Here is a 26,366-nt window from a genome sequence, read left to right on the forward strand (position 1 = left end):
AGAGGGGCCCGACCCCCGAGCAGGGCAGCGGTCCCGACGAGGGGTCCGGGCGCAGGAAGCTGTCCCTGGGTGCCCTCGGCCGCGACCTCGGCCTGGTCGTGGCGCTGGCCGCCCTGCTGGTCCTGGGGGTGGTCACCTCCGGCGAGCGCTTCCTCAGCGTCAGCAACCTCATGGTCGTCCTGCAGCAGGCCGCCATCATCGGCGTGATCAGCATCGGGGTGACCTTCGTCATCACCTCCGGCGGGATCGACCTGTCGGTCGGCTCCGTCATGGGGCTGGCCACCGTCTGGGCGAGCACCCTGGCGACCCAGACGATGGCGGAGAACTCCCACTGGATCGTCATGGTCTTCACCGCCGTGCTCGTGGGCACCGCCGCGGGGACGATCAACGGGATCATCGTGGCCTACGGCAAGGTCGTCTCCTTCATCGCCACCCTGGCGATGCTGGTGGCCGCCCGCGGACTGGCCGAGATCATCTCCGACCGCCGGACCCAGATCGTGCAGGCCGACGGCTTCCTCGACGCCTTCCGGGGCGACCTGCTGGGGATCCCGGTGATCGTCTGGATCTTCGTCCTGGTCGCCGTGGCCGGCTGGTTCCTGCTCAACCGCACCACGTTCGGCCGGCGCACGGTCGCCATCGGCGGCAATCCGGAGGCGGCGCGGCTGGCGGGGATCAAGATCCACCGGCACACCGTCATGGTGTTCGCCCTCAGCGGGATGACCGCCGGGATCGCCGCGGTGATGATGCTGGCCCGCACCACGGCCGGGTCCTCGACGAACGGCTACCTCTACGAGCTCGACGCGATCGCCGCGGTCGTCGTCGGCGGCACCCTCCTCATCGGCGGGCGCGGCACCATCGTGGGCACCGTCCTGGGCGTGCTCATCTTCGCCACGCTGACCAACATCTTCATCCAGAACAACCTGTCCATCTCGGTGCAGGCGCTGGCCAAGGGGGCGATCATCGTCGGCGCCGTGCTGCTGCAGCAGCGCTTCGCGGCCCGGTCCAGATCGTCCTGACCACCCCGCCCCCCCCCACCACCCCCGAACTCCCGAACCCCCGCCCACCCCACCACCCCCGAACTCCCGAACCCCCGAACCCGCACCACCTGTCGAAGGAGACACCCATGGCACGCACCACCAGCTTCCGCCGTCCCGGCCGCGCCTCGAGCGTCGTCGCGGTCATCGCGTCGGTCGGCCTGCTCGCCGCCTGCACCGGCAACACCGAGGACGAGGTCGGGGGAGGGGACGACGACGAGGCAGCCGCCTCCGGCGAGGCGGCCCCGGCACCGGCCGGCGGCAACGACGAGACCGGGGAGACCGTGACCATCGGTTTCTCGGCCCCCGCGGCCGACCACGGCTGGATGGGGTCCATCACCCAGTCGGCGATCGACGAGGCCGGGGAGTACGACGACATCGACCTTCAGGTCGCCGAGGGCACCAACGACGTCAGCCTGCAGATCTCCCAGGTGCAGACCTTCATCAACGACGGGGTCGACGCCATCGTGCTGCTGCCCTTCGACGGGGCGGCCCTCACCGAGATCGCCACCGAGGCCATGCAGGCCGGCATCCCGGTCATCAACGTCGACCGCGAGTTCAGCGCGCCGGAGGCCTCCCGGGTCACCGTCCTGGGCGACAACTACGGCATGGGCCGCAGCGCCGGGGAGTACATCTGCGAGCGGCTCGGCGACCAGCCCGACGCCGTCGTCGCCGAGATCGCCGGCATCGACAACCTGCCGCTGACCCAGGACCGCAGCCAGGGCTTCGAGGACGCGCTCGGCGAGTGCGGGCTCGACGTCGACAACCGGGTGGCCGCGGACTTCACCGTCCAGGGCGGCGAGTCGGGCGCGACCTCGAACCTGCTGCAGGCCGCGCCCGAGATCGACGCCATCTGGAACCACGACGACGACCAGGGCGTGGGCGTGCTCGCCGCGATCGAGAACGCCGGCCGCGACGAGTTCTTCCTCGTCGGCGGGGCGGGTTCGGCCAACATGATGCGCGAGATCCAGTCCGGCGACAGCGTCGTCGAGGCGACGGTCATCTACCCCTCCACCCAGGCCGCGGACGGCATCCGCCTGGCCCGCCTCGTCGCCCAGGAGAAGGGGATGAGCGACCTCGTCGAGAGCGAGGTGCCCCGCATGGTCCAGCTCTACGCGCCGGTCGTGACGTCGGAGAACGTCGACCAGTACCTGGACATCGCGTTCGAGTCGTGAGCCCCGGGGCCCCGGCCGCACCGCGCGGCCGGGGCCCGGCCCGACACCCCCGACGACGCGAGAGGACGAGATGGACGCCAGCGACAACGGCAACGGCAACGACAGCCACGACGACGACGACCGCCACGACGACGGTCACCTGCGGGTGGCGATGATCGGGTACGCCTTCATGGGGCGGGCCCACTCCCAGGCCTGGCGGGTCGCGCCCCGCTTCTTCGACCTTCCCCGGCAGCCGGTGATGCAGGTCCTCGTGGGCCGCTCGCAGGACCGGGCGCAGGAGGCCGCCCGCCAGCTGGGCTGGGCCGAGGTCGCCACCGACTGGCGCGCGGTGCTGGAGCGCGAGGACATCGACCTGGTGGACGTCTGCACCCCCGGGGACACCCACGAGGAGATCGCGGTCGCCGCCCTGGAGGCCGGCAAGCACGTGCTCGTGGAGAAGCCGATGGCCAACACGCTCGCCGAGGCCGAGCGGATGGCCGCGGCGGCCGAGCGGGCCGCGGCGTCGGGCGTGCGGGCGATGGTCGGCTTCACCTACCGCCGGGTGCCGGCCGTGGCGCTCGCGCAGAAGATGGTCGCCGAGGGCCGGATCGGGCAGGTCCGGCAGGTGCGCTGCCAGTACCTGCAGGACTGGCTGGCCGACGAGCAGACGCCGTTGTCGTGGCGCACCGACAAGGAGAAGGCCGGCTCCGGCGCCCTGGGCGACATCGGTGCGCACGTCGTCGACCTGACCCACTTCATCACCGGCCAGCGCGTGGCCGCCGTCTCCGGGATGCTGCAGACCGTGGTCCCCGAGCGGCCCCGGGCGGAGAGCTTCGCGGGGCTCAGCGGGGTCGCCGGCAGCGAGCGCGGCCCGGTGACGGTGGACGACGTGGCGCTGTTCACCGCCCGGCTGGAGTCCGGCGCCCCGGCCGTCTTCGAGGCGACCCGGATGGCCTGGGGCCGCAAGAACGCGATGAGGATCGAGGTCAACGGCTCCCGCGGGTCGCTGGCCTTCGACTTCGAGGAGATGAACGTCCTGCAGCACTACGACGCCGACGCACCGGCCGGGGAGCAGGGCTTCACCCGCATCCTCGTCACCGAGCCCGAGCACCCCTACGTGGCCGCCTGGTGGCCGCCCGGCCACGGGCTGGGCTACGAGCACGGCTTCGTGCACCAGGCAGCCGACCTCGTCCGCGCGCTCGCCGCGGGCGAGCAGCCGACCCCCTCGTTCGCCGACGGCCTGGCCGTCCAGCGCGTGCTCGACGCCGTCGAGCGCTCGCACGAGGACGAGGGGCGCCGGCACGCCATACCCGAGCACGAAGGCACCAGCCTGGAAGGAGCCGCACGATGACCCGACCGATCACCCTGTTCACCGGCCAGTGGGCCGACCTGCCGTTCGAGGAGGTGGCCCGCCTCGCGGGGGAGTGGGGCTACGACGGCCTCGAGATCGCCTGCTGGGGCGACCACCTGGACCCGTGGCGCTGGGACGACGACGACTACGTCGCCGGCAAGTTGGCGACGCTGGAGAAGAACGGTCTGCAGGTGTGGACCATCGCCAACCACCTCAAGGGCCAGGCCGTCTGCGACGACCCCATCGACCAGCGGCACCGGGACATCCTCTCCGACCGGGTCTGGGGCGACGGTGACCCCGAGGGCGTGCGCGAGCGGGCCGCCGAGGAGATGAAGAACACGGCCCGGCTGGCCAAGCGGCTCGGGGTGAGCACCGTCACCGGGTTCACCGGGTCCTCGATCTGGAAGTACGTCGCGATGTTCCCGCCGGTGTCCGCCGAGCTGGTCGAGGCGGGCTACCAGGACTTCGCCGACCGGTGGAACCCGATCCTCGACGTCTTCGAGGAGGAGGGCGTGCGCTTCGCCCACGAGGTGCACCCCAGCGAGATCGCCTACGACTACTGGACGACCAAGCGCACCCTGGAGGCCATCGGGCACCGGGAGGTGTTCGGGCTCAACTGGGACCCCAGCCACATGGTGTGGCAGGACATCGACCCGGTCGGCTTCCTGTGGGACTTCCAGGACCGGATCTACCACGTGCACTGCAAGGACACGAAGAAGCGCGTCGGCAACGGCCGCAACGGCCGGCTCTCCAGCCACCTGGCGTGGGCCGACCCGCGCCGCGGCTGGGACTTCATCTCCACCGGCCACGGGGACGTGCCGTGGGAGGACGCCTTCCGGATGCTCAACGCCATCGGCTACGAGGGTCCGCTGTCGGTGGAGTGGGAGGACGCGGGCATGGACCGCCTGGTCGGTGCCCCGGAGGCGCTGGAGTTCGTGCGCCGCTTCGCCTTCCCCGCCCCCGAGGCGGCGTTCGACGCGGCCTTCAGCACCCGCTGAGCCGCGACGTCGGCGCGGTGGGACCGGGCCGGGCTCCTCCCCGGGTGGTGGGGGCCCGGCCCGGTGCTGTCCGCGCCTTCAGCAGCACGCGGCACGGGAGGATGGACGGATGAGCACCAACTGGGGCGGCAACCTCGGGTATGCCGCCGCGCGCCTGGTCGAGCCCGCCTCGGTCGCCGAGCTGCAGGCGCTGATGCCGACGCTGGAGGAACCGCGGGCCCTGGGCTCGCGGCACTCCTTCAGCCGGGTCGCCGACACCTGCGGCGTGCAGGTCTCGACCGCGTCCCTGCCGCGGGCGGTGGACATCGACGGCGACCGGCGGGTGGTCCGGGTCGAGGGGGCCGTGCGCTACGGCGACCTCGCGCCCGTGCTGGACGAGGCCGGCTGGGCACTGGCCAACCTGGCCTCGCTGCCGCACATCACCGTCGCGGGGGCGGTCGCCACCGGCACGCACGGGTCCGGCGACGCGGTCGGGTCGCTGGCGACCCAGGTGCAGGCCCTCGAGGTCGTCGACCGGGCCGGCGTGCTGCGCCGCCTCGGGGCCGACCACCCGGACCTGCCCGGAGCGGTCGTCGCCCTGGGCCGCCTCGGCGTGGTCACGGCCCTGGAGCTGGCGGTCGAGCCGACCTACGAGGTCGCCCAGACCGTCGTCGAGGACGTCCCCCTGGACGGCGTGCTCGCCGACCTGGACGGGGCGACCTCGCTCGGCCGCAGCGTCTCGCTGTTCACCACGTGGACCTCGCCCGACGCGCTTGACCAGGTCTGGGTCAAGCGGCGCACCGACCACCCCGCCGGTCCCGACCCGGCCGAGGTGCTCGGGGGACGACCCGCGGCCGGGCCGCGGCACCCCATACCCGGGGTCGATCCGGGGCCCGCGACCACGCAGGGTGGCGTGCCCGGGCCCTGGTGGACCCGGCTGCCCCACTTCCGCCTGGACCACGTGCCGTCGGCCGGCCGGGAGATCCAGAGCGAGTGGCTGGTGCCGCGGAGGCACGCCGTCGCGGCGGTCGAGGCGGTCCGGGGGATGGCGGGACGGATCGCGCCCCTGCTGCAGGTGTGCGAGATCCGCACGGTCGCGGCGGACGGGCTGTGGCTGAGCATGGCCTGCGGCACCGACGTCGTCGGCCTGCACTTCACCTGGCACCTGGACCCCGCCGGGGTCGTTGCCGTGCTGCCGGAGCTGGAGGGACGGCTGGCGCCGTTCGGTGCGCGACCGCACTGGGGCAAGGTGCACCGCGAGGAGGAGCTGGACGCGGCGTCCCTCTACCCGCGGTGGGGCGACTGGCTGGACCTGCAGCGACGCTGGGGCGTCCGGGTCTGAGGGGAGGCTGGGGCGGGCGCCCAGGCCGTCCTGCCTCGTGTCAGCTCGTGCAGCACGTGCGAGCGCAGGCACGGGCCGCACGGAGGACGTCCACCGAGAGCGAGCTCCCCGTGCTCGACCAGGCGCATAAGGACCGAGGCTCCCGGTCGGCCGCTAGAGTTGTCGCCGCTGAAGGCACCGTCACCGGAGGGGGAGCCGTGAGGGGCGAGCACGAACCAGGAGGTGGGGAACGGCCGAGCAGCTGGACCGGTCTGGTCCTCGCCCTGGGCCTGGGTGCCGCCACGTACGCCGCCTGGCTGGCGTGGGACACCGAGTACTACTTCGACGAGGCCGTCGGCGCGTTCCAGGGCCCGTACCGCGCCGCCCAGGTGGTGGGTTGCGCCGTGACCTTCGGGATCGTGACCGCGCTGCTGGCGATGCGGTGGCGCCCCGTCGTCGTGGCTGCCGGGGCGTCCATCGGCTTCTGGGCGTTCTGGACGGTGCAGGCCGCCACCCAGGACGAGAGCGGCCTGTTCCTCGTGGGTTCGGCTCTGCTCCTCATCGGCCTCGGCGCGGGGAGCGCCGTCGCCAGCGCGATCGGCTACGCCTGCCGGGTGCGGGGAGCCGGGTGAGGCCCGGATGCTCTACGACGCGCTGATCCGCAGCGTCAGCGTCCGCGTCGCCCCGGGGGCCAGCAGCACACCGTCGGGGTCGCGGTTGAACGCGTCCGGCGGGCAGGTCATCGGCTCGACCGCCGCTGCGACCCGGCCGATGCGCTCCCCCGTGTAGAGCTGCACCCACGGGGCGTCACTGTCGAGGCGCACGCCGGGGGAACCCGGGTGCGTGAGCTCGACCGCCCAGGGGGTGGGCAGGCCCGTGAACGCGTGGTCGACCGAGAGCCCGCGCAGCGTGGTGGGTCCGTCCGGGTCGATCCCGACCTGCGTGGCGGGGACGACCTCGGTGGGCGAGGAGCGCTCGTCGGTGAGCAGCACGGAGCCGGCAGGGAGACTGACCCGGCACTCGTCGAGCGGCCGTCCGTCGCAGGTGAGGTAGGGGTGGGTGGACGCCCCGAACGGCGCGGGCTCGGGCCCGGTGTTGCTGCCGGACACCGCGATCGAGAGCCCGCCGGCGTCGAGCGTGTACGCCACGGTGCAGCGGACCTGGAACGGGTAGCCGTAGGAGGCCGGCAGCTCCAGCACCCAGGTGGCGCCGGACGGCGTGCGGTCGGCGAGGTCCCACCGTTGGAAGGCGGCGAGTCCGTGCAGGGCCGCGCCGGTCTCCGGCTCGTTCACCGGCAGGTGGTATGCCGTGCCCCCCGCCTCGTAGCGTCCCCCCACGACCCGGTTCGGCCAGGGGACCAGGGTCCGGCCGCGCCAGGCGTCGTCGTCGAGCCGGTCGGCGGGGACGGGATCGACGAGCCGGTGCCCGTCGTGGGTCAGCGACAGCAGGGTGGCGCCCACCTGGGCGACCGTCGCCTCGTAGTCACCGGCCCGCAGGTCGACGACGGTGCCATGGATGCTCATGCCCGCACCAGGAGCTTGCCGAAGTTCTTCCCCTGGAGCATGCCGATGAAGGCCTCCGGGGCGTTCTCCAGCCCGTCGACGACGTCCTCCCGGTAGCGCAGCTTCCCGTCGCGCACCCAGGCCGAGGCCTCGGCGAGGAAGTCCTGATGCATCTCCGGGACGAACTCGTTCTGGATGAACCCCCGCACGGTGAGGCTCTTGGACAGGACCAGGGAGAAGAACCCGGGCAGGCGGTCCTTGCGCTCCAGGTCCACGCCGTTGTACTGCGCCACCAGGCCGCACACCGGGATCCGCGCGTAGAGGTTGAGCAGCGGCATCACGGCCTCGGCCACGTGACCCCCGACGTTCTCGAAGTAGACGTCGATCCCGTCGGGGACGGCGTCTGCCAGCGCGCTCGCGAAGTCCGGGTCGCGGTGGTCGACCGCCGCGTCGAACCCGAACTCCTCCAGCAGCGCCCGGCACTTCTCCGGCCCGCCGGCGATGCCGACCGCCCTGGCGCCCTTGAGCTTGGCGATCTGCCCGACGGCCGAGCCCACCGGCCCGGTCGCGGCGGCGACGACGACGGTCTCGCCAGTCCTGGGCCGGCCGATCTTCAACAGCCCGGAGTATGCGGTGAAGCCGGGCATCCCCAGCACCCCCAGGGCCGTCGACACCGGTGCCGCCGAGGGGTCCAGCCGGCGCACGTGGCCACCGTCGACGACGGCGTGCGACTGCCAACCGGCGCCGGCGAGCACGTGGTCACCCTCGGTGAGGTCGGGGTGCTTCGACTCCAGCACCTCCCCGACCGTGCCGCCCATCATCACGTCGCCCAGCTCCAGGTGCGCGGCGTAGGACTTCGCGGTGCTCATCCGCCCCCGCATGTAGGGGTCGAGGGAGAGGTAGACGGTGCGCAGCAGCACCTGCCCGTCGGCCACCTCGGGGAGGTCGACGACCTCGGTCCGGAAGTTCTCCGGGGTCGGCGCCCCGTCGGGGGGGGAGGCGAGGACGATCCGGGTGCTGGTCTTCGGGTGTTCGGCCATGGGAGCAGTCTCGCCTGCCGGCGGGTCCGTCATCGGTCAGGGGGAGGACTCGGCCCTGTCCCGGCGGATCAGGCCGGCCTCCCGCGCCCAGGTGTCGGCACTGGCCTGACGTCGGGCACGGTCGAGGCCCAACGCCCCGGATGCCTCGGCCAGGAGCAGGGTCTCCTCCAACCAGGCCAGTCGCTCGGCCGGGCTGCTGCGTGAACGTGCACGCACGGCCGACGAGGTGTCCGACGTCCCGCGCCAGAGGTCGTCAACGTCCCGGGTCGTCATGGTCCTCCACCGTAGGTTCCTGCGCGAGCTGCGACAACGCTGCGACGTCTGCCAGGTCCTGGGGCCGTCCGGATGCCTGCTTCATCCGCAGCAGGTGGGCGACCGACGCGACCCGGACCGGGACGCCGGCCACATCGAGCACGCTGGAGCCCTTGAACAGCTCGTCGAACGGAACGGGGCTCGTGGCCAGCAGGTCCACCTCGCGCAGCGCGTCGGACGGGTCGTGCAGCGTGAACGCGACGAGGTTGCGCTCCTCGACCCAGGCCCGACGGACCTCCGGGTCGGCGAACTGTTCGGCCGGCACGGGCAGCCTGGGGACCAGACCCTGTGCACGCAGGACGTCCATCGCCTGGAGCACGTTGTCGGCGGCCAGGTTCAGGGCCAGGTCGAGGTCGACGGTCGTGCGGACGTGGCCCCGGAGCACGACCGCGACCCCGCCGACCACGACGTACTCGACCTCGGCATCGGCAAGGGCAGCCAGGAGATCCAGGATCCGGCGCACGTCCACGACTCTACGGGAGCCCCGGGCGCCCGGGCAGAGCATCTACCCTCGTCCCGTGAGCGACCACGACCAGACCGAAGAGATCCGTCGGTGGGTGCAGGGGCTGTCCCAGACCGAGCTGCAGGGAGTGCTGGACGGCATCCTCGGCGGCGGGGGCGGCGGGCTCGGGGCCTTCGCGCCGGAGGCGGAACGGCATACCCCTGCGATGCCCGAGCTGCCCGACCCGCCGGACGAGCCGTCCGCGCTCACGGTGCGGGTCGACGTCGACGGGACGAGACCGCCGGTGTGGCGCCGCCTGGTCCTGCGCGGCGACCTGATGCTGGACGAGGTGCACGAGATCCTGCAGGCGGCGTTCGGGTGGCAGGACTACCACCTGCACACGTTCTGGCCGGGGCCGCACAAGCGCGTGTGGCGGGGGCCGTCGTTCCTCACCGAGTTCGACCTCTCGGAGGGGGAGGAGGGCGTGCTGGAGTCGGAGGTGCAGCTCGACCAGCTGCTGCGCGAGCCGGGAGACCGGCTGTTCTACACCTACGACTTCGGCGACGACTGGACCCACACGCTCAAGCTGGAGTCCGTCGGGCCGCTCGACGAGGAGGCCCCGACGGCCGTCTGCACCGGCGGCCGGATGGCCGGCCCGCTGGAGGACTGCGGCGGGGTGACGGGGCACAACGAGCTCGTCGCGGCACACCTCGCCGAGCCCTCCCTGCGGGGTCTCGACCGTGAACGGCGTGAGTGGCTGCCGCCGGACTGGGACCCCACGGAGTTCAGCGCCGAGGAGGTGGAGCAGCGGCTGTCTCTCATCGGCCTGTCGACCGAGGAGATCCTCCAGCGGCTGGGGGCGTCCGGGGAGCCGGGCGACACCGGGCCGTTCCCGGCGGCGCTCGAGCCGTTGCTGGACATCGCGCTGGCGCCCACCGTGGTCGAGCTCGGGCAGCTGGTCGAGCGCGCCCGCACCGAGCACCGGGCCGAGCTGACCGCCGGGGACCTCGCGGCCATCGCCCGGCCCTACCGCTTCCTCGTGGAGCTGGCCGGCGAGGACGGCATCCCGCTGACGGCGGCCGGGTGGATGAAGCCGGCCTACGTCGAGCGGACCTACGGCGAGCTGGGCCTCGACGAGGACTGGATCGGCAAGGGCAACCGGGAGGACCAGACCCTGCCGGTCGCCCAGCTGCGACGCACCTGCCAGGAGCTGGGGCTGCTCCGGAAGCACAAGGGTCGCCTCGTGCCGACCCGCCTGGCGCGGGGGCTGACCACGGACCAGGAGTATGCCGAGGCGCTGGCCACGCGTCTGCTGCCCCACCGCGACACCTGGGTGGAGGTGGCGGGGGTGCTCTTCGCCCTGCTCACCGCTGCCGAAGGGCGCCCCTCGTGGGACCACTGCGACACCATCGCCCGGATCCTCACCGAGTGCGGCCTGCGGACCGGCCCCGCCGGGGTCGACCGGTGGCACGTCATGGAGTGGGTCCGCCCGGTCTCGGCCGCGTTCCGTCGGGCGACGGGGGAGAGGTCGCTCGGCCGCGCCGGGACGGAGCAGGACCACCGGGCGGTCGCGCTGGCGCGGCTGGCTCTGTGGCCGGAGACGTAGCGGGTCCGTCCGCCCCGTCCGTGAGGTCAGCTGCGGGTCCGTCCGTGAGCTGTGCTGCCCGTCCCGCCCGTCAGCCCTGCTGCCCGGCCCCTCCGGCGGCATCCGTGAGGAGCCTCGACGCCAGCACGTGCTTGCACGGACCCCGGCTGCCGGAGTGCTTGGCCCACCACAGGCAGGTGCAGCTCAGCGGCTCGCGGACGACGAAGTGCCGGTGGTCCTCGGAGCGGACGGTCCAGCCCTGCGGCGTCGGCGTGACCGCGCCCTCCGCCACCAGACGTCGGGCTGCCTTCAGCCGCGGGTTGTCGGCCTCGACCCGGGTGGTGTCCCACGGCAGCTCCCGGTGGAACCAGGTCTCCTCGACCAGGTCGAAGCCGACCTTGCCGGTGGCGACCAGGTAGCCGATCCCCGCCTCGACCTCGGCCGCCCCCAGCCCGGTCGCCCCGCCCAGCGCGGCCCGGTCGATGCGCGGCTCCCACGCCAGGTGCTCCAGCAGCCGCAGCGCCGAGCTCTCCGCGGACGCGGCCAGCAGTGTGGTGAGCAGCCCGCCCTCGCCGGAGAAGCCGCGGTAGGTCTCCGGCGAGAGCACGACCGTCAGCGTGGCCCCCGGCAGGTCGAACACCCACGCGCTGGCCAGGTCGCCCTCGTCATCGCCGGCGAACACCCGCAGCCGCGTCGCGAACCGGGCGATCCGCGCGGTGGCGGTGAGCCGGGCCGCCCCGGCGAGGTGGATCGAGCCGGGGCTCCGTCGCAGGCTCTGCCGCAGCCCACCGGGGGCCGGGACCAGGTGGTAGGAGGGGCCGGGCGTGGCCCGGGGGAGCGATGCGAGCCACCGGGCCGCCACCGGTCCCGGCAGCTCGGCCCGCTGGGTCATCCGGGAGGTGAGCACCGGAACCTCGGCGAAGCCGCGGACCCACCGGTGGGGCAGGTCGACCGGCCGCTCGACGTGGGTCTCCTCAGGCGTGGACACCGCCAACCCGTCGGTGCCGACGTCCAGGTGCAGCAGGGCCGTGCTCCCGACCCCGGCCAGGGCGGTGCGCAGCGGCTGGTTGACGTCGACGTTGGTCGTGCCGTGCGCGACCTCTCCACCCTCGATGCCGTCGGGCAGCAGGTCGAGCCGGGCGTGCACCCCGTTGCACAGCGAGAACGACTCGAACCGCAGCCGGTCGCCGGAGGCCGTCACGACCGGGTCGGCGCTGGCGGCGGCCACCCGCTTGGCCAGCCCGGCGTCGAAGTAGCGGGTGCCGGCCACGTCCGCCACGGCCAGCACCGCCGCGGCCGTCACGTCAGGACGGGCCACCATCCCGGAGAAGAACCGCGGCTGCTCGACCAGGCCCTGCGGCGTCAGGCCGACGGCCGTCTCCAGCCCGAGGACCCCGTCGTCCAGCCGGGACGCGGCGCGGTAGCCGGTGGTCACGACGCCACCTCCGTCGACGCCGGCGGAGAGTCCCCGGCCGAGTCTCCGGACGCGACCCCCGACGCCGCGGACGCCGCGGACGCCGCGGACGCCGCGGACGCCGCCTCCACGAACGCCGCCGCCTCGACCCTCGCCTTCGAGCTGCCCTTCGAGGTCGCCAGCGCCGCCACGGACCCCGGCACGACGACGTCGGGGACCGCCGCGACGTAGCGGCGCAGCATCGCCAGCAGCTCCGCCAGGCCGGGCGGCTTCTTCTCCAGACCGCACGCGCCGTCCAGCACGGCGGTCGCGGTGGGCCACAACGGCTTCAGGCCGCCGGCCAGGACGAGCTGCTCCCAGGAGTGCGCCAGCCGTCCCAGGCGCAGCTGCCCGTCCGCCAGCAGGTGCAGGCAGCAGGTGGTGTGGTCGGCCGGGTCCCACAGGCCGCGTCCCATCATCGTCAGGGCCGCGTCCACGGCGACGAGCCGCCGGTCCTCGTCGGCGTGCGACAGCGTCGCGGTCACCGCGTGCACCACCGCCCGCCCGGGCCGCGGTGAGGCGGCCAGGTGCGGCAGCATCATCGGGGGGAAGCGTCCCGTCTGGTTGAAGCTGCGCTGCAGCCGCGCGGCCAGCAGGTCGGCCCACCCCGGCACCACGCCGGCGTCGGTCTCCACGCCGACCGACCAGTCGGAGTACTCCACGTGCACCCCGTCCTCGTGCCCGGCCACCAACGACGGGGGTATGCCGCCGAACGCCTCCGCAGGGACCGGCAGGGTCGGCGGGGCGAGGTCGACCGCTCCACCCCGGTGGGTCACCTCCACCGGCGGCAGGCCCCCGGCCCGGATCCAGTCGCGCACGAGCGCGACCGCGTCGGCGTGCCGGCGTCGCCGGAACGGACGCGGCATACCCCCGGTCTCCTCCTCCGACCACAGACCGACCTCCACGCCGTCGAGCTCGGCCGCGCGGGCGGGGTCGACCGGTTCCAGCCGCAGGAGGGCGACGAAGAGGTCGACCGGGCCGACGAGGTCGCGGCCCGCGGCATACCCGCGCAGGCGCTCGACGAGCGCGGACAGCTCCAGCGTCCCGTCGGTGCGGGTGGGCGTGCTGACCACGAGGGGGATCTCGGCCAGGCGCCTCGTGGTCTCCGACATCAGGAGCTTGTGCAGGGCCTGGGTGGTGCTGCGGCTGGTGACCCCGTAGGACTCGGCGTCGTAGGGCGCCCGGACGCCGGTGTGGAACCGTTCGGTGGCCTCGCGCAGCCGACGGTGCTCGGCGGGGCCGACCAGGTCCCACGGCTCGGCGCGCAGCGGGGGCAGCCCGGCCGGCACGTCCGTCTCGTAGACCCGGTCGCCCAGCCCCCGGGCCCAGGCCACCGCGGCGCGTGCGTCGGCACGGGCCCACCGGACCGCGCCGTCCCAGAACATCGCCCCGTCGGAGGGGTCCATCTCCACGGTCATCCGGCTGAGGGCGGCCCTCATCGACGCCTCGTCCGGGTCGACGACCCTCACGGCGCGGGGCGGGTCGACCGGGAGAGGGTCGGTCCACAGCTCGGAGGGGGCGGCGTCACCGCCGGGGAGCGGCGCCGGCTCCGCACCGAGCGCGGAGAGCGCCCGACCGGCCCGCTCGGCCAGCGCCCGGTCGGGCAGGTCGGCGGCGACCTGCAGGGCCTGCACCCGGGCGTCCCGGCCCCACGGCGCGTCCTTGGCCACCAGCGCCCTCAGCAGCGTCGTGCGCTGGGCCTTCTCGGGGCGGGTGAAGACCGTGGTGGCGATCGCGGCGACGTCCTCGTCCCCGGCCGCGGCGATCACCGCGGGGAGCAGCACGGCGGTGACCGGTCCGCGAGCGGTGGCCAGCAGGTGGAGCACATGCGGCAGGCGGTCCACCGCGTCCTCGCGACCGAGCTCCAGGGACTGCAGGACCCTGGCGAGCGCACGCTGGCTGTGCGCGCTGTCCGGGCGGGTCAGGGCCTCGAGCACCCCCCTGATGATGCGCCCGCGGTCGAGCACGCCCTCGTCGACGAGCCGGGCCACCGACAGCTCCAGCTCGTGACCGGGGCGACGAAAGGTCTCGTCGGGCGCGAACGCCTCCGGGGTCGCCAGGGCGATCTCGAACTCCTCCCGCACCGACGCGTCGTCGCGTCGCCGGACCAGGGGTTCGTCCGGGTCCGACCAGCTGAACATCCGGGCCCAGCCGCGCCCGAACGCGGGCCCTTCGGGCAGGTCCGCCACCCCGGCGTCGACGAGGGGCAGCCCCAGCCGGGCGATCCAGCCCACCATCGACTCCGCCTCCTTGCCGAAGGTCAGCCGTGAGGCGGCGTCGAGGAACGGGCGGCAGAACGTCGACCCCCGTGCGAGGGCGGTCTCGACCGCCAGGTCGTCGGAGGCTGGTGCCCACCCGTACGTCAGGCGCCCGAGCTCCTTGGCGGCCCCGGTCGGCGGAAGAAGGGCCAGAGCCAGGATCCGCAGGGCGGCCTGGCCGTCGACAGCGGGGTCCTTCCGGAAGGAGCTCTGCCACCAGTACGCGTCGTACCAGTGGGCATGGCGGGACCGGTACCAGTCCGAGGCGGACCGGTGCACCTCGCTGCCGGGGTCGGCCAGCACGTAGGGCCGCAGGTCCTCCCACCGGCCCGCGGCCAGAACGGCCTCCAGCTCGTCGTGCACGGTCACAGGTGCCCCCTCGCGTCCCGGCGCCCCCGCCCTTGGGGCCCTCTGGCGGAGAGTATGCAGCAGGCGTGGGCCCGTGGATAGGTCCCCTCCCTACGATGGCTCCATGTCCACCGGCGGAGTGCACGGCCTGGGGTTCCTGGGGGTGCGGATCGAGGACCGGGAGCGGTTCCGGGCTGCGGTCGGTCTCTACCGCGACACCCTCGGCCTGGAGGTCGTGCGGGAGGAGTCCGACCGGCTGGTCTGGTTCCGCCTGGGCGACGGCACCGAGCTGCACGTCTACGGACCCGAGGACACCGACCACGTGGCGTTCGGCGACCGGCCGTGCGTCGGTCTCGTCGTGGACGACGTCGAGGGGACCCGACGCCGCATGGAGGCCGAGGGCGTGGAGTTCCTCTGGGACACCCAGCGGGACGGGGAGCGGGAGTGGGCCCACTACCGCGGCCCGGACGGCACGGTCTACGAGCTGATCGGCCGCCGCTGACAGGCCCGGGGTCAGGAGGCCCCGGTCGTGTCCCGGGTGCGGACCACGTGCACCGAGCAGTGGGCGTGGCGCACGACACCCGCGGCGGTCGATCCGAGCAGGAAGTGCTCCCAACCGGGTTGGGCCGAGGCGATGACGATGCAGTCGTGGCCGCACTCCTTGGCCAGCCCCAGGATGGTCCGGGTCGCATGGCCCCTCCGGGTGACGATCTGGACGTCCGGCGCGCTGAACTCGGAGACCAGCTCCTCGGCGACGGCCTCCTGGCTCTCCTCGACCACGGGCTCCAACGCGTAGACCTCGGCCGTGAGGTAGCGGGGGAGCTCCTCGAGCACCGAGACGACGGCGATGCTGCCGTCGGGGCTCAGCAGCGAGCGTGCCACCTCCATCGCCCGGCCGGCCTCGTCGCCGTGGCCCGGAGCGACCGGGACCAGGATCGTGGAGTAGGACATGGCTCTCCTCTCCTGGGCACCCGCATCTGCCGGGGTTGGAGGGACGGGACGCACCAGACCGTCTACTAGACATAGTAGTACCTGCGTCGGCCTCGCCGTCGCGACATGGAGGGGACCAGACGCCGGACGGCCCCGCCGACGAGCTGATCCGTCCCGTCCCTGGGTGACTCAGTTCTTCTGGCCGCCGCCCCTGGTGGAGTCGTCCACGTAGGTCTGCACCTGGCCGGTGTACGGCGTGACGGTGTTGACCCGACCGACGACGCCGACGGTCCAGGTGCCCGCCTCCGGGCTGGTGGTCATCACCTCGCGCTCGGTGATGGGCGTGTCGAGCAGCCCGGCCGAGGAGGCCACCTCGTTGCCCACCGGGTCGTAGAGGAAGAGGTAGACGTTGTCGGCCGGGTTGTCCCACGCGATGGCCGCGGACAGCGCCGCCGTCCCGTCGGCCACCTCGACCTCGTGGTAGCTCCAGAACTGCTCGTCCAGGTCCGCGATGCCGGTGTCCACGAGGTAGCCGCCGGGAAGCACGGTGCCGGCGATCGGCGTCGGGTCGCCGCTGGGCACCAGCCCGGTGTCGTCGGCCGGCTTGCAGTTGGTTCGCCCCTGCTCGGCCCACTTCACCGCAGCCCGGGCGTCCAGCATGCCGGCGCCCACCTCGAAGGAGGCGTAGCCGGCCATCTCGTCGGCGGAGCACTCCAGGATGTCGATGACGTCCCGGGCGGACAGCGCCGGGTTGGCCTCCAGCATCAGCGCCACGGTCCCCGAGACGTGCGGGGTGGCCATGCTGGTGCCGCTGGCCCGGGTGTAGAACGGGTTGTCGGTCACGACCCCGGTCGACATCAGCGTGGCGGTGCTGGACCGGGCGGCGCCGATGTCCACTCCGGGCGCGGTGATGGTCGGCCGGTACAGCCCGCCCCCGGCGTCGCGGTCCTGGTTGTCGTCGGGCCGGCCGGTGGAGGAGAAGCTGGCCAGGCTGAAGTCCTTGTTGGCCGCGGCGACCGCCACGACGTACGGCGACACCGCGTTGCGGCCCATGGTGTTGGGGCTGCCGGAGTTGCCGGCGGCGAACACGGTGACCACGCCCTCGTCGTAGGCGGCCTTGGTGGCGATGTTCACCGGGTCCTCGGGGTCGTAGTCGCTGCCGCCTCCGCCGCCCCAGCTGTTGGAGACGACGCGCACGTTGTGCTGCTGGCCCTCGGTGAGGATCCAGTCGTAGGACTGGATCGCCCACCAGCTGAGGACGTTGGCCGAGCCGAGCTTGAAGCTGACGATGTCGGCGCCGGGGGCGACACCGGTGAAGTGGCCGTCGCTGGCGGCTCCGGTGCCGGCGATGGTGCCGGAGACGTGGGTGCCGTGCCCGTGGTCGTCGATGCTGACAGGGCTGTCCACGAACCCGACGTTGGTGTCGCTGAGCGGGTCTCCCACGACGGCGAAGTTGTGGATGACCTTGTCCCCGTGGGGGAGGTCGGGGTGCGTGGGGTCCACGCCCGTGTCCGTGACGGCCACCGTGACGCCCGAACCGTCATAGGCCCGCCGCAAGCCGTCACCGGCCCAGACGTCGTCGGCGTTGATCATCTCGATGCTGTCGTCCAGATAGAGCTCGTCCCGGGCGTTCTCCCAGACGCTGCGGGTGTCCTCCCAGGAGGCCACCTCGCGGATCTGGTCGGGGGACAGCGTGGCCAGGGCCATCGGCAGGGTCCGGGTCGTCTGCAGGTCCGCGTCCAGGCCGGCGAGCCGCTCGAGCCCGGAGCGGTCCGCGAAGGTGACGACGACCTCCAGGGAGGGGCCGCCCGCGGTGAGGAACTCCTCGACCGCGTCCGACAGGGGTGCCAGGTCTGATTCCTCCTGGGTCGTCGTCGCCCCGGCGGGAGCGACCAGCGCGCCGGCGAGCGCGAACGAAGCAAGGGCTGGGGTGATCCATCTCACACGTGACATGGCCGGTGACGCTACAACTGCCTCCGGGGGGCCTCAACCCGAGCAGGTCGATCTGACCGAATCTTGACCGAGTCCTTGCCCCGTCCTGACCGAGGCGTCCCGGACCGGCGCCGGCCCGTGGCTCACCGCCGGCGCAACCGGATCCCCAGGTCGACCCCCACGACCGCGGGCCAGAGGAACCAGCCGAAGATCGCGACGTACATCCCGGTCGAGGACACCGGGTTCTCACCCAGCAGCTGGCCGAGCGAGACCAGCTCGCCGGCCGCGACGAGCAGGCCGAGCACCGCGACCGGGCGCGAGAGGAAGCGGTGCCCCAGGGCCAGCCACGACACGAGCCCCACCATCGAGCAGGTGACCACCAGCGCCAGGGAGCCGAACGCGTCGGCGAACAGACCGGCTGCGTAGAGCGCCCGCACCTCCGTGTCGCCCAGGGCGGCGGGGTCGACGAACAGCCACACCGCATACACCGCGTGGAAGAAGACCATCTGCACGGCGGCGAGCGTCCCGGCGCCGAGGACGTACCGGCTCGCGGTGCCGCCCGGCCCTTCCGCCTGCAGCACCGTCACCAGCCGCCGAGACGAGCGCGAGCAGCGCGACGACCGCGACCAGCGAGCTGGCGGCGTTGAGGGTCAGGACGTCCAGGTTCTGCTCCACGTGGGCGCGGATCCCGTGGCGTCGGTGCCCGGTCCCGGAGACTCCGGGGCGAAGGTGCCCACCCCGGCGACCAGCCACACCAGGCCGGCCACGAGGGCGGTCCGCCGGGCACGCCGGAGCGGACCGGTCCCTGCGGCGGTGGGGGAGGTGGGGGAAGGGACGGGGTATGCGGTGCGCGTGGCCATGGGAGCCGCCTCTCGGGTCGGGTTCGCAACGCCCTCCACGCTGGCGGCCCGGGCGTCCCCCTCCCCAGCGGCGGACGTCCCGGCCGTGCCCGCCGCGTGCCCGGCACCACCGGGACGATCGTCCCTGGCCCGCGGGACACCCCCGCCGGTACCGTCGGACGTGCACCGCCGGGGCGGGTCGGGCGACCCGCGGCCGGGGCGGTCGGGAGGGAGGTCCGCGGTGTCCGCGACGGTGGCCTCGCGCTGGCTGGGGGTGGGCCTCGCCGCCACCACCGGGACGATCCTCGCCCTGGTCGTGGGGCTCGGGACCCTGGCCGGTATGCCGCGCTCCCGGCACCGGACGACGTCGCCTGGTTCGTCAGCTTCCTGGCGTTCCCGGTCGTGGGCCTCCTGCTGACGTGGCACCGGCCCGACCTGGCCATCGGCTGGGTCTACCTGGGCGTCGGGCTGGCCCAGGCCCTCGGTGGAGCCCTCGACGCGCTGGCCGACCACGCCGACGCCTCCGGCCGGGCCGCGGCCGCGGCCTGGGCGAGCCTGCTGAGCAACGTCGGCTACGGCACCGCGTTCGCCCTGGCGTCGACCCTGGCGCTGCTGCTCTTCCCCGTCCGGACCACCGGACCGTGGCGCCGCAGGCTCGTGGTCGCCTCCGTCGCCGGCTACGTCGTGATGCTGCTCGGCTACGTGCTGGCCACCGGGCCGATCGAGTCCGAGCTGCGCCTCACCAGCCCGCTGGCGGTCGAGGCCTGGGCGCCGTGGCCGCGCCGGGTCGGCGACGCCGCCGCCGCGGCTCTGCTCGTGATCACCCTGGCGGCGCTGGTGCTCCTCGTCCGGGCCTGGCGACGCTCGCAGGGGGAGGAGCGGCGCCGCCTCCTGTGGCTCGGCTTCGGCGCCCTCTTCGCGCTGCTGACGGTGGGGGTGGCGGCGGTCGTGGTGCCGTTCGCCCCGACCTGGGTCGGGGGCTCCCTCGAGGCCGTCGGGGTGGCGGCCCTCCCCGTCGCCACCGGGGTCGGGGTGCTGCGCGCCGGCCTGTTCGACATCGCCGCGGCCCTGGACCGCACCCTCGTGTATGCCGTCCTCACCGGCATCGTGCTCGCCACCTACTTCGGAACGCTGGCTCTCGTCACCGGGATCCTGGGGACGGACGCGGGGCGGGCCGCCTCACTGCTGGCCAGCGCGGCCGTCGCGGTGTTCCTGGCGCCGGTGAAGGCCTGGCTGCACCGGGTCGTGGAGCGCTGGCTCTACGGCGACCGGGCCCATCCCTACCGGGTGCTGGCCGACCTGGCCGCCCGGCTGGAGCGCACGACGGCGCTGGACGACCTGATCGCCACGGTCACCGAGACGGTGCGCCGGACCCTGCGGCTGCCGTTCGTCGACGTCGTCCTCGAGCCCGCGGGCGTGGCTCCGCCACCGGGTGCGGTGGCCCTCCCGCTGCTCGCCCACGGACGGAACGAGGGGGCGCTGGTCGTCGGGCGCAGGCCGGGCCAGGCCGCGTTCACGGCCGCCGAGCGGCGCCTGCTGGAGGACCTCGCCCGGCAGGTGGCCCGCGAGGTGCAGGTGGCCCGGCTCGCGACCGACCTGCAGGAGTCGCGCGAACGGCTCGTGCGGACCCGTGAGGAGGAGCGGCTGCGGGTACGGCGGGACCTGCACGACGGGATCGGTCCCACCCTGGCGGCGGCGGGTCTGATGGTGGACGCCCTGCGGGACCGATGGCGCAGCGAGGACCCCCGCGTGGACGAGCTGCTGGGCCGGGTCCGGGCCGAGATCCACCGGTCGGTCGACGGGGTGCGCGAGGTCGTCGAGGGCCTGCGGCCACCGGCCCTGGACGACCTCGGCCTGGCCGGGGTGGTCCGGGAGCACGTGCACGCCCTGGCGCCGACCGGCCTCGCAGTCGACCTGCGGTGCCCGCCCACGCTGGAGGTGGGCAGCGCCGCGGTGGAGGTGGCGGCATACCGGATCGTGACGGAGGCCCTGACCAACGTCGTGCGGCACGCGCGCGCCTCCCGCTGCCGGGTCGAGCTGCAGGTGCGCGACGGCTGGCTCCTGCTCGAGGTCGCGGACGACGGGAACGGGCCGGGGGAGCGCCCCGCGGGTGTCGGCACGGCGTCCATGCGTGAGCGCGCCGCCGAGCTCGGTGGGACCCTGGAGCTGGGTCCGGGCGAGGCGGGCGGGACGACCGTCACCGCCCGGATCCCGATCGGAGGTGGCGGCGGATGAGCGTGCGGGTGCTGCTCGTCGACGACCACCCGATCTTCCGCGAGGGCCTCGTGGCCGCGCTGGAGGGGGAGCCCACGGTCGAGATCGTCGGCGAGGCGGCGACGGGGGAGGAGGCGCTCGCCCAGGTCGCCCGGCTGACCCCCGACGTGGTCCTGCTCGACCTCGCCATGCCCGGGATGTCCGGGATCGAGGTGACCCGCGCCGTGGCGCGCGACCATCCGGCCGTGCGCGTGCTCGTCCTGACGATGCAGGCCGACGACGAGTCGCTGTTCGCGGCGGTGCGGGCCGGCGCGGCCGGGTACCTGCTCAAGGGGGCCCACCGCCAGGAGGTTCTCCGCGCGGTCGGCGCCGTCGCCGACGGGGAGGCGGTCTTCGGCGCCCCCGTGGCCAGCCGGATCCTGGCGCAGCTCACCGGCCAGGGCACCGGGGGAGCGGACGCGCCCTTCCCGCAGCTGACCGACCGGGAGCGGGAGATCCTCGACCTCGTCGCCCAGGGGCTGGGCAACCAGGCCATCGCCGCCCGGATGCACCTCGCCCCCAAGACGGTGCGCAACAACGTCTCGACGATCCTGCAGAAGGTGCAGGCCGCCGACCGCGGGGAGGCGATCGCCCGGGCGCGGAGCCTGGGGATGGGGCGGGTATGACGATCGGGCGGTGCCGTCGATCGCCCATCCTCGCCTCGGGTGGGGTCAGGTGATCTCGGCGATCTTCGCTCCTTGGGCCACCTCCTCGCCCTCCTCGACGAGCAGCCGGATCGTGCCGGCGGCGGGGGCGACCACCTCGGCGTCGACCTTGTCCATCTGCACCTCGGCGACCAGCTGGTCCGCAGCCACGACGTCACCGTCGGCGGCGTACCAGGTGGCGAGCACGCCGGTGGCCTGCGGGTTGTCGGAGCTGAGCTGCGGGAAGATCAGGTCGGTCACGCCAGGACCTCGCGGATCGCGGACTCGATGCGCTCGTGCAGCGGCAGCACCGCATACTCCAGCACGTGCGCGTAGGGGATCGGCGCGTCCGGCATGGCCACCCGCTTCGGCGCGGCCTTGAGCAGGCTGGGGTCGGTCTCCACGACGGTGGCCAGGATCTCCCCGGAGAGCCCGTAGGACAGGTAGTCCTCGTCGACGACGACGACGACGAGCCGCCCCGTCTTGGCGACCGAGGACAGGACCGCCTCGCGGTCCAGCGGCACGAGCGAGCGCAGGTCGATCACCTCGACCGAGACGCCGTCGTCGGCGAGCTTGTCCGCCACGTCGAGCGCGTGGTGCACCGAGAGGGACAACGTCACGACCGTGACGTCGGTGCCCTCGCGGGCGACCGCCGCCTTCCCGATCGGCACGACGTGCTCGCCCTCGGGGACCACGTCGACGGAGCGCCGGTTCTTGGCCATCCACGGCAGGCCCATGACGCCCTTGTGGAACATGTAGACCACGGGCGAGTCGTCGCGGATCGCCGAGGTCATCAGGCCCTTGGCGTCGGCCGGGTTGGACGGGACCACGATCTTCATGCCCGGGAGGTGGGCGAAGGTGCCCCACAGCGTCTGGGAGTGCTGCGCCCCGTCGGAGTAGCCGCCGCCGACCGCGGTGGTCAGCACCATCGGCACCGACACGTTGCCGCCGGACTCAAAGTGGATCTTGGCCATGTGGTTGTAGATCTGGTCCAGGCAGACGCCCATGAAGTCGGCGAACATCAGCTCCACGATCGGCCGCATGCCCTCGACGGCGGCACCGATCCCCAGCCCGATGAAGGCCGTCTCCGAGATGGGGGTGTCGATGATCCGCGAGGGCCCGAACTCGTCGAAGAGGCCGGTGGTGGAGCCGAAGATGCCGCCGTAGGGGCCGACGTCCTCACCCATGTAGAAGACCTCGGGGTTGGCGCGCATCTCCTGGGCGATCGCCTCGGCCATCGCCTTGGAGGTGTTGAGCCGGCGGGTGGTGGGTGCGGTGGTGGTGGTCATCTCAGGCCTCCTCGGCGAAGACGTAGCGGGTGGCCTCGGCCGGGTCCGGCAGCGGGCTGTCCTTGGCGAAGGTGATGGCGGACTCGACGCGCTCGGTCGCCTCGGCGGCGACCTGCTCCTTGGTCGCGTCGTCGAGCAGACCCGCCTCCTGCAGCCGGGCCTCGTACCGCGGTATGGGGTCGCTCGCGCCCACGTCGGCGAGCTCGGGCCGGTAGCCCTGGGCGTCGCCCTCGAAGTGGCCGAGCAGGCGCAGCGTCTCGACCTCGAGCAGGGCGGGGCCCTCGCCCCTGCGCGCGCGGCCGACGAGCTCGCCGGCGGCCTCGTGCACGGCGTCCACGTCGTTGTCCTCGACCCGCACGCCCGGGATGCCGTAGCCGGCGGCCCGGTCGGCGTTGGACGCGACGGACGTGGAGGCCGAGCGCGGCACCGAGATCCCCCACTTGTTGTCCTCGATGACGAAGAGGACCGGCAGCTTCCACAGGGCCGCCAGGTTGAGCGACTCGTGGAAGGCGCCCTGGTTGGCCGCGCCCTCGCCCGCGACGGCGACCGCGACCCGGTCGGTGCCGCGGGTCTTGAAGGCGAAGGCCTGGCCCAGCGCCGGCGGGAGTCCCTCGGCGATGATCCCGGAGCAGGAGAAGTGCCGCTCCGGGTCGAACAGGTGCATGTGCCCGCCACGGCCCCGCCCCAGTCCGGACTCCCGGCCGAAGATCTCTGCCGTCATCCGGTCCAGGTCGACCCCGTGGGCGATCGCGAAGTGGTGGGGGCGGTGCGGGCCGGTCACGGCGTCGTTACCGGTCAGGTGCGCGCAGACCCCGGCGGCGACCGGCTCCTGGCCGGCGGACAGGTGCATCTCGCCGGGGATCAGTCCCTTGCCGATGTCGAAGCCGGGCCCCTTGTCGGCGTGGTACTCGCGCAGGATGGCCATCTCGTAGGTGCGGATCAGCACCATGGTGCGGTACAGGTCGAGGCGGACCGACGCGTCCTGCCCCTGCTGCGTGGTGACGGTGGTCGTCATCGCAACCTCCTTGTTGTCGTAGACCCACTGTCGGTCGCCGGGCGGAGGACCACCAGCCCCGAGTTTTCAGATGGTGATACGGCGCCGCCGGCCGAGCGCGGGGGCCTACGCGATGCCGGCCCGGTCCGCGTCGTCGGCTCCGGCGCTGGCGTAGGCCAGGGCGACCCGGTTGGCCGCCCGCCTCAGGCGGTGCGCCTCCCTCAGCACCCGCTCCTGCTGGGAGAGCGGGACCGACACCGCGACCGCACCGACGACCCGTCCCCTCACGGGGACGGCGACGCAGGTGGTGCCCAGGCTGTACTCCTGGCTGTCGACGACGACCTCCGGCCGGCCGTCGAGCTCGGCCAGCAGCGCCCGCACGTCGGTGTGCGTGCGGGGCGTGAGGTCGGCCATCGGGTGGCTGGCCAGGTAGTCCCGGCGCTCCTGCTGCGGCAGGGCCCCGATGATGGCCTTGCCCAGGGCCGTCGCGTGCGCCGCGTCATGCAGCCCCACCCACAGGTCGGTGCGTGGCGCGCCCGGTGAGTCGACGATGTCGACCAGCTCGATCTCGCCGTCGTTGACGACCGCGAGGTATGCCGCCGCGCCCAGGTCGTCGTGCAGGCTCCGCAGCACCCCACGCGCGCGCAGGGTGGCGGAGGCGTTCTCGCTCGCCGCGGCCAGGTGGCCCGGCAGGTCGCCGACCACGTAGCCGTCCTCGGTCCGCACCAGGTAGCCCTCGTGCACCAGGGTCCGGAGGAGGTGGTAGGTCGTGGGCAGCGGGATCTCGGTCAGCCGGGCGAGCGTCTTGGCCTGCACCGGGCGACCGTGCTCGGCGACCGCTTCCAGCAGCGAGAGCGCGCGCACGACGGAGCCGATCAACGTGGGACCTGCAGGCTTGGTCACGGCACCTCCGGGGGCTTCCTCGGACGCTACGCCGCTGGCTCCGAACCGGTCAAGGACTCCACGAGGGCCGCCCGCTGCTGGGAGGATGGGCGGGTGACCGCGACCATCCAGGCCCGGGACGTGGCCGTCGGCCACGGGGCGACGCTGCTGTTCTCCGGGCTCGACCTCGTCGTCGCCCCGGGCGACGTCGTCGGGCTGGTCGGCCCCAACGGCGCCGGCAAGACCACGCTCCTGCACGTGCTGGCCGGGCGCCGCGCACCGGAGTCGGGCGCGGTGACCGTCTCGCCACGGACCGCGCACCTGGGTCTGCTGACCCAGGAGTCGGACGCGCTGCCGGGCGAGACGATCCGGCAGTCGCTCGCGCGCCGCACGGGGGTCGCCGACGCCGAGGCGGAGATGGACGCCGCCGCGCAGCGGCTGGCGGAGCGGCCCGAGGACGAGGTGGGCGCGACGGCATACTCCACCGCCCTGGAGGCCTGGCTCGCGCTCGGCGGCGCGGACCTCGACGAGCGGGCCGAGGAGGTCGCCGCGCGCCTGGGCCTGGCGGTCGACCTGGACCGCGAGGTCCGCACGCTCTCGGGCGGGCAGGCGGCGCGGGTGGGGCTGGCGGGGCTGCTGCTGTCGCGCTACGACGGCTACCTGCTGGACGAGCCGACCAACGACCTCGACGCGGCGGGCCTGGAGCTGCTGGAGGAGTTCGTGCAGGGGCTGGAGGCACCGGTGGTGCTCGTCAGCCACGACCGCGCGTTCCTGTCGGCGGCGGTGACGACCGTGCTGGAGATCGACCGCAGCCTGCGGCGGGTGGTGGCCTACGGGGGTGGCTACGACGCCTACCTGGAGGAGCGCTCGATCGCGCGCCGGCACGCGCGGGAGGCCTTCGAGGAGTATGCCGCGCGCCGGCGGACCCTGGAGGCGCGCGCCCGGATGCAGCGCGAGGGGATGGACAAGGGGGTCCGGGCCGCCAACAGCAAGCTGGCGCGGCGCAAGGAGAAGGACAAGAACATCCGGTTCCACCAGCAGGCCACCTCCGAGAAGCAGGCGGCCAAGGCCCGCCAGACCGAGCGGATGATCGAGCGCATGGACGTGGTGGAGGAGCCGCGCAAGGAGTGGCAGCTGCAGTTCTCGATCGCGCAGGCACCGCGGTCGGGCGACGTCGTGGCGGTCGCGCGCGCGGCGGTGGTGCGCCGGTCGGGACCGACGGGGGCGTTCACCCTGGGGCCGGTGGACCTGCAGCTCGACCTGGGCGACCGGGTGGCGATCACGGGGCCGAACGGGTCGGGCAAGACCACCCTGCTGGCGCTGCTCCTGGGGCAGGTGGAGCCGGACGAGGGGGCGGTGTCGCTGGGCTCGCGGGTCGTCGTGGGGGAGGTGGACCAGGCGCGGCGGCTGCTGGACGCGGTGGACGTGCCGCTGGCCCGGGTCTTCGCCCTGGAGCTGCCGGAGTGGACCGACGCCGACCGGCGGACCCTGCTGGCGAAGTTCGGCCTGGTGGGCGGGCATGTCGGGCGGTCGGCGTCGACGCTGTCGCCGGGGGAGCGCACCCGCGCGGCGCTGGCGCTGCTGCAGGCGCGCGGGGTCAACCTGCTGATCCTGGACGAGCCGACGAACCATCTGGACCTGCCGGCGATCGAGCAGCTGGAGCAGGCGCTGGAGGCGTTCGACGGGACGCTGCTGCTGGTGACGCACGACCGGCGGATGCTGGAGACCGTGCGGCTGACCCGGCGGTGGGAGGTCGACGGGGGAGCGGTGACCGAGGTGCTGCCGGGGGGCGGAGAGCTGAGTCCCCTCCCGTAGGAGGGGCGGGG

General features: G+C 73.7%; 26 protein-coding genes. 12 read left to right on the plus strand and 14 right to left on the minus strand.

Going from position 1 to position 26,366, the window contains the following annotated elements:
- Positions 1-59: 59 nt before the first annotated feature.
- The 6 genes from ACQ95T_RS07805 (at position 60) to ACQ95T_RS07830 (ending at position 6,469) form a co-directional block, all read left to right on the plus strand.
- Positions 60-1,016 carry an ABC transporter permease gene (locus ACQ95T_RS07805; protein ID WP_431473804.1) on the plus strand — a complete coding sequence of 319 codons (957 nt, stop codon included), beginning with the start codon at positions 60-62 and terminating at the stop codon, positions 1,014-1,016.
- Between the two features lie 107 nt (positions 1,017-1,123).
- Entirely contained in the window at positions 1,124-2,209 is a 1,086-nt protein-coding gene (locus tag ACQ95T_RS07810; protein ID WP_431473719.1) for a substrate-binding domain-containing protein, read from the plus strand.
- A gap of 151 nt (positions 2,210-2,360) precedes the next feature.
- Entirely contained in the window at positions 2,361-3,539 is a 1,179-nt protein-coding gene (locus tag ACQ95T_RS07815; RefSeq protein WP_425941028.1) for a Gfo/Idh/MocA family protein, read from the plus strand.
- Positions 3,536-4,537, plus strand: coding sequence for a sugar phosphate isomerase/epimerase family protein (locus ACQ95T_RS07820; RefSeq protein WP_425940816.1), 1,002 nt, complete (start codon positions 3,536-3,538; stop codon positions 4,535-4,537). The genes ACQ95T_RS07815 and ACQ95T_RS07820 overlap by 4 nt, the downstream gene beginning before the upstream one ends.
- Positions 4,538-4,646: 109 nt before the next feature.
- The gene (locus tag ACQ95T_RS07825) at positions 4,647-5,858 is read left to right on the plus strand and encodes an FAD-binding protein (RefSeq protein ID WP_425940818.1); all 1,212 of its coding nucleotides are present in this window, start codon (positions 4,647-4,649) and stop codon (positions 5,856-5,858) included.
- Between the two features lie 197 nt (positions 5,859-6,055).
- The gene (locus tag ACQ95T_RS07830) at positions 6,056-6,469 is read left to right on the plus strand and encodes a hypothetical protein (RefSeq protein WP_425940819.1); all 414 of its coding nucleotides are present in this window, start codon (positions 6,056-6,058) and stop codon (positions 6,467-6,469) included.
- A 12-nt stretch (positions 6,470-6,481) separates the two neighbouring features.
- Here the strand turns inward: ACQ95T_RS07830 and ACQ95T_RS07835 are convergent, their stop codons facing one another.
- The 4 genes from ACQ95T_RS07835 to ACQ95T_RS07850 are packed head-to-tail and all read right to left on the minus strand — an operon-like array spanning position 6,482 to position 9,154.
- Entirely contained in the window at positions 6,482-7,360 is an 879-nt protein-coding gene (locus tag ACQ95T_RS07835) for an aldose-1-epimerase (protein ID WP_425940820.1), read from the minus strand.
- Positions 7,357-8,379: an NADP-dependent oxidoreductase gene (locus ACQ95T_RS07840; protein WP_431473720.1), complete on the minus strand. Its 1,023-nt coding sequence runs from the start codon at positions 8,377-8,379 to the stop codon at positions 7,357-7,359. The genes ACQ95T_RS07835 and ACQ95T_RS07840 overlap by 4 nt, the downstream gene beginning before the upstream one ends.
- A 36-nt stretch (positions 8,380-8,415) precedes the next feature.
- A complete protein-coding gene (locus tag ACQ95T_RS07845; RefSeq protein WP_425940823.1) occupies positions 8,416-8,652 on the minus strand; it encodes a hypothetical protein in 237 nt (78 codons plus the stop codon).
- Positions 8,633-9,154, minus strand: a complete 522-nt coding sequence (locus tag ACQ95T_RS07850; RefSeq protein WP_425940825.1) for a hypothetical protein — start codon at positions 9,152-9,154, stop codon at positions 8,633-8,635. The genes ACQ95T_RS07845 and ACQ95T_RS07850 overlap by 20 nt, the downstream gene beginning before the upstream one ends.
- Before the next feature lie 55 nt (positions 9,155-9,209).
- On the opposite strand from ACQ95T_RS07850, the gene ACQ95T_RS07855 reads away from it, so the two are divergent.
- On the plus strand, positions 9,210-10,739 hold the full coding sequence (locus ACQ95T_RS07855) for a plasmid pRiA4b ORF-3 family protein (RefSeq protein ID WP_425940827.1): 1,530 nt from the start codon (positions 9,210-9,212) through the stop codon (positions 10,737-10,739).
- Between the two features lie 70 nt (positions 10,740-10,809).
- Here the strand turns inward: ACQ95T_RS07855 and ACQ95T_RS07860 are convergent, their stop codons facing one another.
- Entirely contained in the window at positions 10,810-12,153 is a 1,344-nt protein-coding gene (locus ACQ95T_RS07860; protein WP_425940829.1) for an SWIM zinc finger family protein, read from the minus strand.
- Positions 12,150-14,798, minus strand: coding sequence for a hypothetical protein (locus ACQ95T_RS07865; protein ID WP_425940831.1), 2,649 nt, complete (start codon positions 14,796-14,798; stop codon positions 12,150-12,152). The genes ACQ95T_RS07860 and ACQ95T_RS07865 overlap by 4 nt, the downstream gene beginning before the upstream one ends.
- 103 nt (positions 14,799-14,901) lie before the next feature.
- Here ACQ95T_RS07865 and ACQ95T_RS07870 point away from each other — a divergent pair, with 103 nt between their 5' ends.
- A complete protein-coding gene (locus ACQ95T_RS07870) occupies positions 14,902-15,279 on the plus strand; it encodes a VOC family protein (protein WP_425940833.1) in 378 nt (125 codons plus the stop codon).
- Between the two features lie 11 nt (positions 15,280-15,290).
- Here ACQ95T_RS07870 and ACQ95T_RS07875 read toward each other — a convergent pair whose 3' ends face one another.
- From ACQ95T_RS07875 to ACQ95T_RS07890, 4 genes are all read right to left on the minus strand, one after another.
- Positions 15,291-15,728, minus strand: a complete 438-nt coding sequence (locus tag ACQ95T_RS07875) for a universal stress protein (protein WP_425940835.1) — start codon at positions 15,726-15,728, stop codon at positions 15,291-15,293.
- 168 nt (positions 15,729-15,896) lie between these two features.
- A complete protein-coding gene (locus ACQ95T_RS07880; protein ID WP_425940837.1) occupies positions 15,897-17,660 on the minus strand; it encodes a S8 family serine peptidase in 1,764 nt (587 codons plus the stop codon).
- A 122-nt stretch (positions 17,661-17,782) separates the two neighbouring features.
- On the minus strand, positions 17,783-18,220 hold the full coding sequence (locus ACQ95T_RS07885) for a hypothetical protein (protein WP_431473721.1): 438 nt from the start codon (positions 18,218-18,220) through the stop codon (positions 17,783-17,785).
- Positions 18,221-18,289: 69 nt separating this feature from the next.
- On the minus strand, positions 18,290-18,499 hold the full coding sequence (locus ACQ95T_RS07890) for a hypothetical protein (protein WP_431473722.1): 210 nt from the start codon (positions 18,497-18,499) through the stop codon (positions 18,290-18,292).
- A 220-nt stretch (positions 18,500-18,719) separates the two neighbouring features.
- Here ACQ95T_RS07890 and ACQ95T_RS07895 point away from each other — a divergent pair, with 220 nt between their 5' ends.
- Genes ACQ95T_RS07895 through ACQ95T_RS07905 form a run of 3 tightly spaced genes read left to right on the plus strand, consistent with a single transcriptional unit; the run spans position 18,720 to position 21,357 of the window.
- On the plus strand, positions 18,720-18,896 hold the full coding sequence (locus ACQ95T_RS07895; protein ID WP_431473723.1) for a hypothetical protein: 177 nt from the start codon (positions 18,720-18,722) through the stop codon (positions 18,894-18,896).
- Entirely contained in the window at positions 18,881-20,713 is a 1,833-nt protein-coding gene (locus tag ACQ95T_RS07900; RefSeq protein ID WP_431473724.1) for a histidine kinase, read from the plus strand. The genes ACQ95T_RS07895 and ACQ95T_RS07900 overlap by 16 nt, the downstream gene beginning before the upstream one ends.
- Positions 20,710-21,357 (plus strand): response regulator, encoded by a 648-nt coding sequence (locus tag ACQ95T_RS07905; RefSeq protein WP_425940843.1) that lies wholly within the window; start codon positions 20,710-20,712, stop codon positions 21,355-21,357. Before ACQ95T_RS07900 ends, ACQ95T_RS07905 begins: the two co-directional genes overlap by 4 nt.
- A gap of 45 nt (positions 21,358-21,402) precedes the next feature.
- On the opposite strand, the gene ACQ95T_RS07910 is transcribed toward ACQ95T_RS07905, so the two are convergent.
- The 4 genes from ACQ95T_RS07910 to ACQ95T_RS07925 all read right to left on the minus strand — a co-directional run bounded on the left by ACQ95T_RS07910 (position 21,403) and on the right by ACQ95T_RS07925 (position 24,561).
- Complete coding sequence (locus ACQ95T_RS07910; protein WP_425940845.1) at positions 21,403-21,636, minus strand: lipoyl domain-containing protein; 234 nt, start codon at positions 21,634-21,636, stop codon at positions 21,403-21,405.
- Complete coding sequence (locus ACQ95T_RS07915) at positions 21,633-22,664, minus strand: alpha-ketoacid dehydrogenase subunit beta (protein WP_431473725.1); 1,032 nt, start codon at positions 22,662-22,664, stop codon at positions 21,633-21,635. Before ACQ95T_RS07915 ends, ACQ95T_RS07910 begins: the two co-directional genes overlap by 4 nt.
- A 1-nt stretch (position 22,665) precedes the next feature.
- Positions 22,666-23,679: a thiamine pyrophosphate-dependent dehydrogenase E1 component subunit alpha gene (locus ACQ95T_RS07920; protein ID WP_425940848.1), complete on the minus strand. Its 1,014-nt coding sequence runs from the start codon at positions 23,677-23,679 to the stop codon at positions 22,666-22,668.
- 105 nt (positions 23,680-23,784) lie between these two features.
- Positions 23,785-24,561 (minus strand): IclR family transcriptional regulator, encoded by a 777-nt coding sequence (locus tag ACQ95T_RS07925; protein ID WP_425940850.1) that lies wholly within the window; start codon positions 24,559-24,561, stop codon positions 23,785-23,787.
- A 93-nt stretch (positions 24,562-24,654) separates the two neighbouring features.
- Between ACQ95T_RS07925 and ACQ95T_RS07930 the strand changes: the two genes are divergently transcribed.
- Positions 24,655-26,355 (plus strand): ABC-F family ATP-binding cassette domain-containing protein, encoded by a 1,701-nt coding sequence (locus ACQ95T_RS07930; protein WP_425940852.1) that lies wholly within the window; start codon positions 24,655-24,657, stop codon positions 26,353-26,355.
- Positions 26,356-26,366 lie beyond the last annotated feature (11 nt).

It is taken from the genome of Ornithinimicrobium carbonis (genome assembly GCF_050703245.1).
Lineage (GTDB): Bacteria > Actinomycetota > Actinomycetes > Actinomycetales > Dermatophilaceae > Ornithinicoccus.